General features: G+C 68.2%; 13 protein-coding genes and 1 pseudogene. 10 read left to right on the forward strand and 4 right to left on the reverse strand.

From position 1 onward, the window contains the following. Positions 1-9: 9 nt before the first annotated feature. The gene (gene glsA / locus KBZ12_RS04225; protein WP_254956569.1) at positions 10-1,905 is read right to left on the reverse strand and encodes a glutaminase A; all 1,896 of its coding nucleotides are present in this window, start codon (positions 1,903-1,905) and stop codon (positions 10-12) included. Then, complete coding sequence (locus KBZ12_RS04230) at positions 1,905-3,650, reverse strand: HD family phosphohydrolase (protein WP_254956570.1); 1,746 nt, start codon at positions 3,648-3,650, stop codon at positions 1,905-1,907. The genes glsA and KBZ12_RS04230 overlap by 1 nt, the downstream gene beginning before the upstream one ends. 234 nt (positions 3,651-3,884) lie before the next feature. Here KBZ12_RS04230 and KBZ12_RS04235 point away from each other — a divergent pair, with 234 nt between their 5' ends. Together KBZ12_RS04235 and KBZ12_RS04240 are read left to right on the forward strand one after the other, a co-directional pair. Then, entirely contained in the window at positions 3,885-4,316 is a 432-nt protein-coding gene (locus KBZ12_RS04235) for a hypothetical protein (RefSeq protein WP_254956571.1), read from the forward strand. Next, positions 4,313-7,414, forward strand: coding sequence for a DEAD/DEAH box helicase (locus KBZ12_RS04240; RefSeq protein ID WP_254956572.1), 3,102 nt, complete (start codon positions 4,313-4,315; stop codon positions 7,412-7,414). The genes KBZ12_RS04235 and KBZ12_RS04240 overlap by 4 nt, the downstream gene beginning before the upstream one ends. Positions 7,415-7,444: 30 nt before the next feature. Here the strand turns inward: KBZ12_RS04240 and KBZ12_RS04245 are convergent, their stop codons facing one another. Further along, on the reverse strand, positions 7,445-8,608 hold the full coding sequence (locus tag KBZ12_RS04245) for an acyl-CoA desaturase (protein ID WP_254956573.1): 1,164 nt from the start codon (positions 8,606-8,608) through the stop codon (positions 7,445-7,447). Positions 8,609-8,689: 81 nt separating this feature from the next. On the opposite strand from KBZ12_RS04245, the gene KBZ12_RS04250 reads away from it, so the two are divergent. Beyond that, positions 8,690-9,556, forward strand: coding sequence for an SWIM zinc finger family protein (locus KBZ12_RS04250; protein WP_254956574.1), 867 nt, complete (start codon positions 8,690-8,692; stop codon positions 9,554-9,556). A 147-nt stretch (positions 9,557-9,703) separates the two neighbouring features. Here the strand turns inward: KBZ12_RS04250 and KBZ12_RS04255 are convergent, their stop codons facing one another. Beyond that, positions 9,704-10,501: an HpsJ family protein gene (locus KBZ12_RS04255; RefSeq protein ID WP_254956575.1), complete on the reverse strand. Its 798-nt coding sequence runs from the start codon at positions 10,499-10,501 to the stop codon at positions 9,704-9,706. 122 nt (positions 10,502-10,623) lie between these two features. Here KBZ12_RS04255 and KBZ12_RS04260 point away from each other — a divergent pair, with 122 nt between their 5' ends. From KBZ12_RS04260 to KBZ12_RS04290, 7 genes and pseudogenes are all read left to right on the forward strand, one after another. Further along, positions 10,624-10,878, forward strand: a complete 255-nt coding sequence (locus tag KBZ12_RS04260) for a hypothetical protein (RefSeq protein WP_254956577.1) — start codon at positions 10,624-10,626, stop codon at positions 10,876-10,878. A gap of 11 nt (positions 10,879-10,889) precedes the next feature. After that, positions 10,890-11,003 (forward strand): annotated as a pseudogene (locus KBZ12_RS04265) (carotenoid oxygenase family protein); the annotation flags it as partial. A 106-nt stretch (positions 11,004-11,109) separates the two neighbouring features. Continuing rightward, complete coding sequence (locus KBZ12_RS04270) at positions 11,110-11,343, forward strand: CopG family transcriptional regulator (RefSeq protein WP_254956580.1); 234 nt, start codon at positions 11,110-11,112, stop codon at positions 11,341-11,343. After that, positions 11,343-11,537 carry a hypothetical protein gene (locus KBZ12_RS04275; RefSeq protein WP_254956582.1) on the forward strand — a complete coding sequence of 65 codons (195 nt, stop codon included), beginning with the start codon at positions 11,343-11,345 and terminating at the stop codon, positions 11,535-11,537. The genes KBZ12_RS04270 and KBZ12_RS04275 overlap by 1 nt, the downstream gene beginning before the upstream one ends. 109 nt (positions 11,538-11,646) lie before the next feature. Then, on the forward strand, positions 11,647-11,940 hold the full coding sequence (locus tag KBZ12_RS04280) for a type II toxin-antitoxin system Phd/YefM family antitoxin (RefSeq protein WP_254956584.1): 294 nt from the start codon (positions 11,647-11,649) through the stop codon (positions 11,938-11,940). Further along, a complete protein-coding gene (locus tag KBZ12_RS04285) occupies positions 11,937-12,365 on the forward strand; it encodes a type II toxin-antitoxin system VapC family toxin (RefSeq protein ID WP_254956586.1) in 429 nt (142 codons plus the stop codon). Before KBZ12_RS04280 ends, KBZ12_RS04285 begins: the two co-directional genes overlap by 4 nt. Before the next feature lie 51 nt (positions 12,366-12,416). Then, positions 12,417-12,587 carry a carotenoid oxygenase family protein gene (locus KBZ12_RS04290; protein ID WP_396100599.1) on the forward strand — a complete coding sequence of 57 codons (171 nt, stop codon included), beginning with the start codon at positions 12,417-12,419 and terminating at the stop codon, positions 12,585-12,587. Positions 12,588-12,591 lie beyond the last annotated feature (4 nt).

Raw genomic sequence — 12,591 nt, forward strand, 5'->3', positions numbered from 1 at the left:
GCCGGGCGCTCAGTAGTGCTCCATCAGCGTCAGCTGGACGCTCGTCTGGCTGAGCTTGGCGCCGATGTCGCAGGTGAGCGCCTTGAGCAGGGCGATCACCACAGCGGGATGGCTGGCACTGAGGGCCTCGAAGTCGCTGCGGTGCAACACCCAGCATTCGCCCGGCCGGGTGGCGATGATGTGGGCGGTGCGGGGCGTCTGGGCCACGAAGCCGATCTCGCCGAAGCAGAGCCCGGGGCCGAAGGTGGCCAGCCGGGTGGAGTGGCACTGGCCATCGCCGGTCTTGATGTCGAGGGCGATGTCGAAGGAACCGGAACGCACCAGGAACAGCTCGTCTCCCGGATCCCCCCGGCGGATCACGAAATCACCGGCCACAAACGCTCTCCGAACCATGCGATCCACCAGGATCCGCCGATGCTCCTCGCTGAGGGGCGCCAGAAAGCCCTGCTCGCCAAGGTCGTCGCCACGGTCGGGGTCGCCCGCAGCGGCCTGGGGGTCGAACCACGACAGGAGCAGGTCCTCGGCGGCCTCGAGGGCCGAATCCAGGTGCTCGTAGGCATCGATGCGATCGGTGATGGCCCAGTCCGGCTTCGAGACCAGGGGCAGCCGCCCGGCACGGGAGAGGAGAATCTCGACCCCGTTGCCCTCCAGGGAACAGAGCTGGCGGTCCAGCAGGTCGAAGGACTCCATCGGGCACTCGGTCACGTGGGCCAGGTCGAGAATGAGGATGCGCACGTCGTTGCTGAGCAGCACCAGTTCGGAGGCCAGCTGCTCGATGCCAGCGAAATCGAGCACCCCCTGCACGTGGATGATGCGCACCTTGTCGCGGTGGGGGGTCAGGATCTCCAGCTCGCGGTCGCTGCGCCAGCGGCGCGATTTTCGCTGCGATCCCTGGTAGGAGCGGCGGATGGTGGCATCGGCCTGGGAGTACTGATTGAACAGGCTCAGACCCACCCCCACCGACAGCTGGCGGCAGACCGCCACCCCCCGGACGCTGTTGCCGAAGTTGTCGAGGGGCGGGGAGTAGGTGGCGATGCCGAGCCGCCCCGGAATCACCGCCAGAACGCCGCCGGCGACACCACTCTTGGCCGGAATGCCGACGTCGTGGAGCCACTGGCCGGCGAAGTCGTACATCCCGCAGGTGCCCATCAGGGCCAGCACCCGAACGGTGATGTCGTGCGACAGCGGCTGGCCGCCGGTGAAGGGATTGCGTCCCTGGCAGGCCAGGGTGGCGGCCATCACGGCCAGGTCGCGGCAGGTGACGGAGATGGCGCACTGGCGAAAGTAAAGATCCAGGGCCGGTTCCGGGTCCGACTCGATGATGTTGAAGTTGCGCAGCAGGTGGCCGATCGCGCGGTTGCGGTGGCCCGTCTCCTTTTCCGAGCGGTAGACGTCCTCGTTGATCGTCAGGCGCCGACCGGCCAGCGATTCGAAGTAGTCCAGCAGCCGATCGAGGGCACCGCTGGGATCGGCGTCACAGATCTGGGCAGAGGCGGCGATCGCACCGGCATTGATCATCGGATTGCGTGGTTTGCCCGACTCGGGATCCAGGCTGATGGCGTTGAAGGCTTCCCCTGAAGGCTCCACATCGATCTTGCTGGCCATGAAGTCGAACGAAAGCGTCTTCAGCGCCAGGGCATAGATGAAGGGCTTGGAGATCGACTGGATCGTGAACTCCTTTCTGGTGTCACCGATCTCATAGATCCGCCCCCCCGACGTGGCGATGACGATGCCGAAATCATCAGGGCAAGCCTTGGCCAGCTCGGGGATGTAGTCGGCCACCCGGCCCTCGCGAACCCCGGAAAAGGACGCGTGCAGCTCGCCCAGCAACTCCTGGATGACGTTGGCATGGTGATCGACACCGAGCCGCAGCGGCAGGTCGTCGTTGTGCAGATGATCAGGCATCAGATCGCCGCGGGCCTCAGCAGCGCGTCCAGATCCACTGGATCGATCTGGTCGGCGGCCAAGAAGCGCTGCGCGTAGTTGAGGTAAACCCCCGATCGCAGGAAGAGATCAAACAGGTCCGCATCAATCCGGCCGCCATCCCGCAGGTTGGCCAGGATCGCCAGCGACTGGGACAGGGGCATGCCCTGTTTGTAGGGGCGATCGGCGGCGGTGAGCGCCTCGAAGATGTCGGCGATGGCCAGGATCCGGGCCGGAATCGACAGCTGCTCAGCCGTCAACCCCCTGGGGTAGCCGCAGCCGTCGAGGGTCTCGTGGTGTCCACCGGCGATCTCGGCGACCCGACCCATCGACGGGGGGAAGGCCATGCTCTCCAGCATCACGATCGTGTGAATCATGTGCTCACGGATCTTGTAGATCTCCTCGGTGGTGAGGGTGCCCCTGGCCACGGACAGGTTATGGAGCTCGCCGCGGTTGTAGAGCAGTTCCGGCACCGCCAGGTTGAAGCCCCACCTGGCCTCCGGCACTTCGGCGGCGGGCCTGGGGAGGCGGTGGTGGGGGGCGTCGCTGAGCAGGCTTTCGGGGGCTGGCAGGGGCACCGGCGGGCCGCTGCGCCTGGCCTGCTCCTCCCAGCCCAGGCCCTGCCGGTCGACGAAATGGCGCCACCAGCGGCGCTCCGCCAGCCGCTGGAGCTGGGCGTGATCCTCAGGGTCGGTGCCTTCACTGCCCAGATTGCAGCGGGCCACGCAGGCGAAATCCCGCTGCAGCTCCTGCTCCAGCTGGGCGTAGTCACGCCGCAGGGTTTCCGGGTCACCGCCCGCCAGCAGGCCCTCCAGCAGGGCGATGTGTCCATCCCGCAGCAGCACCTCGAAACGGGTGCGGATCTCATGAATCCGGTTGGTCGGAGCGTCCAGCTTGGTGGCCTTCTCCACCACCGCTTCGGGGGTCACGATCTTGCCGCAGTCATGCAGCCAGGCCGCCGTGCGGAACTCCCGCCGCTCGGCCTCCCCCCGGAAGCGGAAGGCGGCCAACGGCCCCGCCTCGGTGGCTTCCGCCGCCTCCGCCAGCAGCAGCGCCAGCTCCGGCACCCGGGAACAGTGGCGGCCGGTGTGGGAACTGCGGGCATCGATCGCCCCCACCACCAGGGCGATCATCGAATCGATCTGCCGCTGCTGTCCTTCCAGGGCCTGGGCCCGCTCGACGCAGACCGCCGCCAGGACCGCCAGGGCCTCGATCAGCTGCTGGTCGCCGGCGTCGTAGGGACGCACCAGCGCCGCCGCCGTCTCGGGGGTGGGCAGGGAGGAGGTCTCCCGCTTGCGGTTGATCAGCTGCATCACCCCCACCACGTCTCCGGCCATGGTCCGCAGCGGCACCACCAGCATCGACACCGCCCGACAACCCGTGCGGCGGTCCAGTGCGGCGTCGAAGCGGTAGGGACGATCGGGGGGAATGGCGTATTCATCGGGCAGGTTCAGCACCTCGCCATGCAGGGCCGCCCAGCCCACAAGGCGCTCGGGAGTGATCGGGAAGCGCACATCCAGCAGGCCCGAATCGATGCCGGCCCCTCGAGCCGCCAGGGAGCTGTTCTGGAAGGCCGTGAAGCAGAGGCGTTTCTCCCCCTTCTCCTCTTCCACCAGGTAGATGCTGCCGGCATCGCTGAGGGTGAGATCCCTGGCGCTGGAGAGGATCTGCCCCAGCAGAGCGGGCAGATTGACCGCACCACTGATGGCCGTCGCGATCTGGAGCATCTCCGGCAACGCGCGCCGCGCCTGATGGGCGTCGGAGGCGTGCGGTGGCGGGTGGGCGGCGGTCAAGAGGGTTGCTTGCCGGAAGGGGGGGCCTGCTTCCCGGTCAGGAAGCCGGGCGGGCCATGCCCGATGACCGTGCCAGGGCTGTGGGGAAGTGTGTAGGGGAGCTGAAAAAATGCTGTGCTGGTTGAACCGTTGGCATGGCCAACGACACTGAATAATGTAAGCCTGCCGATGGCCAGGCATGATCGGGCCATCGCCAAGGCCTTGCCGTTGACCCAGGCGTCCGACGATTCCCGTGCCCGTCTGCGGCTGCAGTCCCTGTCGTGGGCGCTGCTGGGCGGACTGGCCGCCGCCCTGATCGGGCTGCCGGCCGGGCTGGACAGTGGGCTGCGATCGGCGGGCTGTGGCTTTTTCTACGGCCTGCTGGCCTTCCACCTGCAGCGGGTCGATCCTGACGACGAGCACCTGGCCGCCGGGCTGGTGGGGGCGGTGTGCGGCATCCGCAGCCTGGGGGGGGCGGTCGTGGTCACCCCCCTGGCGCAGAGCGCCATGGCGGCGATCATCGAACTGATGCGCGGCTGGTTGCCGCTCTGGCTTCCCCTGATTGGCAGCGCCCTGCTGCTGAGGGGCGCCCAACGCCTGCTGCCCGCCCTGCGGCCATGAGCCTCCTGCACGCCACCTGGCTGTTTCCGCCGGAAGGGGCCGGGGGCCGGCTGCTGCTCTGGGCCGACACCTGGAGGGTCGCCGCGCCGGTGGCCCCCCTGCGCACCGTTCCCGACCATCCCCTGTCCCTCAGCGTCGACGATCTGGGCGCCTGGCTCGATGACCATGGCCTCTGGTCGGAAGCCTTCCGCCCGGCGGAGGCGCTGCTCACCCTGCCGAGCCGCAGCCAGGGGGCCCGCGGCCGCCGCAAGGCCGCCAGTGAGGGGCTGGCGGCCTGGAGCGGCCTGCCGCTGCAGGCCGGCGAGCCGATCCCGAAGGAGGTGCAGTGGTGGCCCTGGCGGGTGGAGGGCCTGGCCCTCGATCCGGCGGGGGCGGGCGACTGGCTCGCCGGGCTGCCCCTCTCGGGCGATGATCCCGGCCTGGCGGATGATCTGCGCTGGTGGACCCACCTGGAGCGCTGGGCCCTGAGCTTGATCGCCCGTGGGCGCTGGTTGCCCCAGGTGGAGGAGGACCGGGCCCGCTGGCTGCCCCTGCTCAACCGGGAAGGGGACCGGCGCCGGCTGGAGGAACTGGCCATCCGGCTGCCCCAGGTGGCCACCTGCGCCATGGCCGCCGGAGCCTCCGGGGAACTGGGGCTGGCCTGCCGCCGCCCCGGCAGCGGCCGGCTGCGGGTGGCCAGCCTGCTGGAGGCCCTCCTGGATGGCCAGCTGCGCAGCGGCTTCCGGCCCGGGGCCGAGGGTCTCGATCCCCTGCTGGGCGCCTGGCAGAAGGCCCTCGGCCCTGGCCCCGGCCGCCTCGAGTTGGACGAAGAGGAGCGGGAACGGTTGGCCGTGGCCACCCACCACTGGCGCGAAGCCGTGGCCGGGCGCGTGGCGCCGGCCAGGACCTGCCTGGAACTGTTCACCCCGGAGGAGGGCGAGGAGCTCTGGGAGTTGCACTTCTCGCTTCAGGCCGAGGCTGATCCCAGCCTGCGCATGCCGGCCCGCACGGTCTGGAATGCGGGCGACGGCAGGCTGCAGCTGGGCGAAGTGGAGGTGGCCGAACCGGGCCAGCTGCTGCTGGAGGGGATGGGCCGGGCCCTGCAGGTGTTCGAACCGATCGGGCGGGGCCTGGATGCGGCGGCCCCCGAAACCATGCAGCTCACGCCGGCCGAGGCCTTCGTGCTGGTGCGCACCGCCGCCGCCCAGCTGCGTGATGTGGGCGTGGGCGTGGTGCTGCCCGCCAGCCTCAGTGGGGGCCTGGCCAGCCGCCTGGGCCTCTCGATCGAAGCGGAGCTGCCCAATCGCTCCCGCGGCTTCTCCCTGGGGGAAAGCCTCGAGTGGGAATGGGAGCTGATGATCGGCGGCGTCACGCTGACGCTGAAGGACCTCGAGCGCCTGTCCGCCAAGCGCAGTCCGCTGGTGCAGCACAAGGGGGCCTGGATCGAGCTGCGCCCCAGCGATCTCAAGAACGCCGAGCGCTTCTGCGCCGCCGATCCCAACCTCAGCCTCGACGATGCCCTGCGGTTGACCGCCAGCGACGGCGACACCCTGATGCGGCTGCCGGTGCATCGCTTCACCGCCGGGCCCAGGCTGCACGCCGTCCTGGAGCAGTACCACCAGCAGAAGGCCCCGGATCCCCTGCCGGCGCCGGAGGGCTTCGCCGGCCAGCTGCGGCCCTACCAGGAGCGGGGCCTGGGCTGGCTGGCCTTCCTGCACCGCTTCGACCAGGGGGCCTGTCTGGCCGACGACATGGGCCTGGGCAAGACCGTGCAGCTGCTGGCCTTCCTGCAGCACCTCAAGGTGGAGCAGGAGCTGAAGCGCCCCGTCCTGCTGGTGGCGCCCACCTCCGTGCTCACCAACTGGAAGCGGGAGGCGGCGGGCTTCACGCCGGATCTGGAGGTGCGCGAGCACTACGGCCCGCGCCGGCCGTCCACCCCGGAAAAGCTGGCCAAGGCCCTGGACGGGGTGGATCTGGTCCTCACCAGCTACGGACTGCTGCAGCGGGACAGTGAACTGCTGGAGAGCATCGACTGGCAGGGCATGGTGATCGACGAGGCCCAGGCGATCAAGAACCCATCGGCCAAGCAGAGCCAGGCGGCCCGCGACCTGGCCCGCCCCGGCAAGCAGGGCCGTTTCCGCATCGCCCTCACCGGCACCCCGGTCGAGAACCGGGTGAGCGAGCTGTGGGCCCTGATGGACTTCCTCAATCCGCGGGTGCTGGGGGAGGAGGGCTTCTTCCGCCAGCGCTACCGCCTGCCGATCGAGCGCTACGGCGACATGAGCTCCCTGCGTGACCTCAAGGCCCGGGTCGGGCCGTTCATCCTGCGGCGGCTCAAGACCGACCGTTCGATCATCTCCGACCTGCCGGAGAAGGTGGAGCTGCGCGAGTGGGTGGGCCTGTCGGCGGAGCAGACGAAGCTCTACCGCCAGACCGTCGACGACAGCCTCGATGCCATCGCCCGCGCCCCCCTCGGCCAGCGCCATGGCCAGGTGCTCGCCCTGCTCACCCGGCTCAAGCAGATCTGCAACCACCCGGCGTTGGCCCTGAAGGAGGGCCGGGTGGCGAACGGCTTTGCCAGCCGCAGCGGCAAGCTGTTGCGACTGGAGGAGATCCTCGAGGAGGTGATCGAAGCGGGGGATCGGGCCCTGCTGTTCACCCAGTTCGCCGAATGGGGCCACCTGCTCAAGGCCTACCTGGAACAGCGCTGGCGCCAGGACGTGCCCTTCCTGCATGGCGGCAGCAGCAAGACCGACCGCCAGGCGATGGTGGATCGCTTCCAGGAGGATCCCCGCGGACCCCAGCTGTTCCTGCTGTCCCTGAAGGCCGGCGGTGTCGGCCTCAACCTCACCCGCGCCAGCCACGTGTTCCACATCGACCGCTGGTGGAACCCGGCCGTGGAGAACCAGGCCACCGACCGGGCCTACCGGATCGGCCAGACCAACCGCGTGCTGGTGCACAAGTTCATCACCAGCGGTTCGGTGGAGGAGAAGATCGACCGCATGATCGAGGAGAAATCCAAGCTGGCCGCCGACATCGTCGGCAGTGGCGAGGAATGGCTCGGCGGCCTGGACGTCGGCCAGCTGCGGGACCTGGTGGCCCTGGAGGATGGCCCCTGAGGCAGGCGAAGCCTCGGCAGCGCTCTGGCCTCAGCGCCTGACCAGCGCCGAGGCCTCCAGTTCTGCGATCGCGACCTCTGCCTTGCCCATCACGGGAAGCAGCACCGGCACATGAACAGGGGCTGCGGCGACAGGCGGCTGACCCATGCAGCGCAGCCAGCGGTAGTGGGAGGCCACACCGGCAAGGAAGGAACGGTGGCTGCGGAAGGGAACACCGCAGTCGCGGCAGGTCTGCTCGACGATGGCGGAGAGCTGGGGGTAGTGGACGTGGCAGATACGGGGAAACAGATGGTGCTCCACCTGGAAGTTCAAGCCCCCCAGCAACCAGCTCAGCACCCTATTGGAGCGGCTGAAATCCACCGTGGTGGCGAGCTGGTGGTCGGCCCAGGGGCCCATGCCGGAGTTGGTGGCAGCGGCGGCGGGGAAATCGGCCTCGTCCACGCAATGGGCCAGCTGGAACACCACACTCAGCACGATCCCCTGCACCATCGCCGTCACCACGTAACAGCCGATCACCGCGGCGGGGGAATGGAACTGCAGCGGCAATGCAAAGGCCAGGGAGAAGAAGATCACCTTGCCGCCCACGAACACAAGCCAGTCGGCCGGAGCCAGGGGAGGCAGGGAGTGGTCGCCGCGGCCCCGGCTGGCCATATCGGCGAAGTCATCAAAGAACTGCCACTTGATCGGCAGCATCCCGTAGAGGGGCCACAGATAAACGTGCTGCCAGCGATGCCACCAGCGGTGGGGCTGATGGGGGGACAGCCGGCCGATCAGCCCGAGATTGATGTCGTCGTCGTGGCCGGAGATGTTGGTGAAGGTGTGGTGCAGGCCGTTGTGCTTGTGGGCCCAGATCAGGGAGCTGCCGCCCAGCAGATCAAGCGTCATGGCCGCGGCCTTGTTGATCCAGCGGTGGCGGGAGTAGGCGCCGTGGCCACCGTCGTGCTGGATGTTGAAGCCGATGGCGGCGATCGCCAGGCCGAGACAGGCCGCAAGGGCCACCGCCGCCGGCCAGCTGCTGGCCTGGAAGACCAGCAACCAATAGGTGAGCGCGAACCAGACCAGGATCACGGCCGATTTGACCACCATGGCCAGGGAATCGCGCCGCTCCTGGCCCGTGCTCTCGAAGTGGTCGTGAACCCTTGCCCTTAAAAGACTGTGAAAACCGTCGCCGGCGCCGAACGTGATGCGATTCAAGGACTCCAAGCCCTGCGTCGGGCCAACCTAGTAGGCCAGTGGGTCCGGCAGGCGTCAGGATGGGGGCCTGAGGCCGGCGGCATGACCAGCTCCTTCCCCGGCGCCAATGGCGCCATCACCACCCAGCTGGGGCAGCAGGGTCTTGGGCAGCAACCCTGGTGGGTGGAGCAGTGGATGGAGCTGATCCATTCCTACCGCTTCAAGAAACGCCTGGAGCGGGCCTGGACCTACGCCCGGGAGGGCAACGTCGTCTCGATCCGTTTCGAAGGGCGGCGCGTGCATGCCCGGGTGCAGGGCACCGACCCGGATCCCTACAAGGTGAAGCTCTGGCTCGACGTCCTCAACGACGAGGACTGGGGCTACGTGCTCGAGGCCCTGAGCCAGAAGGCCCGCTGGTCGGCCCAGTTGCTGGCGGGGATCATGCCCGCCGACATCGAGCGGGCCTTCGCCGCCAGCGGCAAGCGCCTGTTCCCCTTCAAGCTCCAGGAGGTCCGCAGCGAGTGCAGCTGCCCCGACAAGGCCAATCCCTGCAAGCACATCAGCGCCGTCTACTACCTGATGGGGGACCGCTTCAGCGAGGATCCCTTCGTGCTGTTCCAGCTGCGGGGCCGCACCCGCAGCCAGCTGCTGGGTGATCTGGCCAAGCGCCGGCGGGAGGGCGTGGTGGCGCCGGTGGAGCATGCGCCCCATCCCACCCATCCCGCCATCGCCGATCCGGCCCGCTGGTGGCGCTACGACGCCCCCCTCGATCCCGATCTGGTGGTGATCACGCCGGCCATGGAGGGCGAGTCCGGCCTCGACGGGGCCGGCCCCCTGCCCCTGGCCGAGGAACCCCGCTTCCCGGAGGCCAACCAGCTCTTCCAGGAAACGCTCAAAGCCCATGGGACCGCCTTGGCCCAGCAGGCGATGGCCCGGGCGATGGCCACCGGCAACGACAACGAAGGCTGAAGGGGGCCCTTCGCGTGGAGTCCTTCAGGCGCTCCTGTGAGCCTCAGCAGCAGCGACGACGCTGCGATCCTGATGCAGGTAACGACAGTTGCCGGAAGGGCAATTCACCAATAGGACAGCCTTCCAAAAGGTGGACATTGCGCTTGGTCACTCCGCAAGCGTATCGAAATAGTCCTGATCTACTACACCACGATTACCCCCTCTGATCACTTGATTGCGAGGCAGGGCACCGGCAAGGAAAGCGAAGCCAATCGCATAGGCCAGGGCGGAGATGGCGATGCGGATGGTTTCCTTGAGCGGCAGAGTCGGTTTCATGGCAGCCTGGGCCTCAATCTGCTGCATCATCTGGGTGGAAGCCTGCTCGGCCCGTGCGAGCAGCATGTAGCGCAGTTCGCCCATGGGAATGCGCGATTCCGATGGCGAGAGGCCAGCGTTACGGCCGAAGAGCTGCTTCAGCTTGGTCTGCAACTCTTCGTGGCTGGTGGCGGACTTGATGGCCTGGCGCAGTTCGAAGAGCTGCCGACTGGTTTGGGTGTTCCGCTGCTCCTGGGCGACGGTGGCCGTTCTCTGGAACTTCCAGGCGGCATAGCCCTGCAGGGGGATCAGCAACAGAAAACCAAGGGCGGCGGGCAGGGCCCAGCGGCGGAAGGCATGCCAGCGAGCCCGAAGCCGATGGTTGGTGGGATCGAAGCCGAGGGCCAGGGGCAGAAGGAGAGTACCCACCAGCGCCAGGGAGGCGTTGTTGATGATCGTCGCGATGAGGGCCAGCTGCCAGGCGGGATCAAGGGGCTTTGGCGGCAAGGCCTCCGTGCTTACGGCAGCGAGGAACAACACCAGCAGCACAGGCGACAGGGTGGCCAGCAGACGGGAGAGAGAAGGGCTGGCGGCAAGCGCGGAGTCAGGGCTGGCGGAGTCAGGGCTGGCGGAGTCAGGGCTGACAGTCATGATCGTTGAAGGCAAGACATCCAGGCACGCCAGGAATCAAGGGTAAAAATAAGTCCCTATGCCTTATCGGCATAGGGACCAACTGGAAAGCAAGGTACCAGAGATTGCTCAAGCAACTGCCAGTGGCTGCCCCCTGGTTGCTGCAGCTGGCGTTCACCAATGTGCTGCGCACCGCTTGTCGTCGCGGCACGATCGAGATCGCTGCGGCCCCTCCCGAGCCGGCCGCCCTGCTGAGCCTGGCTTTGCGCTTTCAGCTCACCAGCTACGACGCGGCCTACCTGGAGCTCGCCCTGCGGCTGCAGCTGCCGATCGCCAGCCGCGATGATGCCCTTGCTGATGCTGCCTGGGCTGCTGGGGTGGGGGTACTCACCGCCTAGTCGCCCGCAACCGTGGCGCCAGCGATCTGGTGATCCTCGATGCCGCCTCGCTGGAGGAGCTGGCGGTGGTGGAGCTGCCGCTGGCGATCCCCTATGGGCTGCACGGGAGTGTTGTGGAGGGGTGAGCCGCTCGCGCCAAGGCAGGGCCGGCAGCCGACCCTGGCAGCTGTGCCGCGTGAATCAACCTAATCATCCCCCTTTACGCTGCCGTCATCTGATAACGGCAACAGGATGCGCACGATCGTGGACCTGCCGGAGGCGGAGCGCACCCAGCTCGATGCCCTCTGCCGACAACGGGGGCTGTCGCGGGCGGAGGCGCTGCGCCAGGCGCTGCGGCTGTGGCTGTGGCTGTGGCTGGAGCAGCAGAAACCAAGCCACAGCGAAGTCTTCGGCCTGTGGCGTGATCGCCCGGAAGGGACCCTGGAGTTGCAGGAGGCGCTGCGGCAGGAGTGGGACGCGCCCTGATGCTGCTGCTCGACACCAACATCCTGATCGACGTGCTGCGCGGCTCCGCCAACGCCATGGCCTCAAGATTCCCGATGCGATCATCCTGGCCACGGCCCGCTGCGCCGATCTCAGCCTCGCCACCCGCAACAGCCGCGATTTCCCGCTGGCGCTTGGCGGGGTGCTGCATCCTTACCAGCTCTGAAAGCTGGTAAGGATCAGCCGGCCCAGATCTCCTCCAGCTCCATCGCCAGCCCGGGGAACTGGGGATCACCATCGAAGCCTTCAGGCTAGCTTGAATAACCCCCAAGCTAGCCAGCGATCATGACGGACAGCTGTCCCGCCGGCTCCCGGCGCCAACCCACCCTGGCGGTGCCCTTGGCGGCAGCCAAGAACCAGCTCTCGGCCCTAGTGGCTCGGGTGGAACGAGGCGAGGAGATCGCCATCACCCGTCGAGGGGTGCCGGTGGTGCGGCTCGTGCCTGATCCCGGCGATCGCCATCGGGGAGCTGGGCGTCGTCAGCGGGTGGCCCTGGCGCTGGAGCGGCTGCAACAGCTGCGGAGCGGCGTCGTCCTGGAGGGCGACCTGGGGTTGATCGCCCGGGAGGGCCTGGATTGAACCCGGCGATCGCAACCACCGCCTTTGTGCTCGACAACTCCGTGCTCTGCGGCTGGTTCCTCGCCAACCAAGCCACGCCCTACAGCGACGCGGTGGCCGGCCTGCTGCCGGTGGTCGATGCCCACGCCCCCTGGTTGCTGCAGCTGGAGTTCACCAATGTGCTGCGCACCGCTTGTCGTCGCGGCACGATCGAGATCGCTGCGGCCCGCGAGATTATTGATCAGGTGGCCCTGCTGCCGATCCGCATCGACGCCGCCCCTCCCGAGCCGGCCGCCCTGCTGAGCCTGGCTTTGCGTTTTCAGCTCACCAGCTACGACGCGGCCTACCTGGAGCTCGCCCTGAGGCTGCAGCTGCCGATCGCCAGCCGCGATGATGCCCTTGCTGATGCTGCCTGGGCTGCTGGGGTGGGGGTACTCACCGTCTAGTCACCCGCAACCGCTGCGCCAGCGGGCGATGGTCGGGGCCATGGCGACAGGGTGCCGCGGAGCGCTCCGGCCGGCGGCCCAGAACCGGCCAAGCCGGAACCCGCCGAGGACGACGGCTGGGTGCTGTGCATGGAGTGGAACGGTGCCCGCTGCGCCAGCGATCTGGTGATCCTGGCTGCCGCCTCCATGGAGGAGCTGGCGGTGATGGCGGAATGCTTCTGATCAA

The sequence above is a fragment of the Cyanobium sp. Cruz CV13-4-11 genome (assembly GCF_024346055.1).
Lineage (GTDB): Bacteria > Cyanobacteriota > Cyanobacteriia > PCC-6307 > Cyanobiaceae > Cyanobium.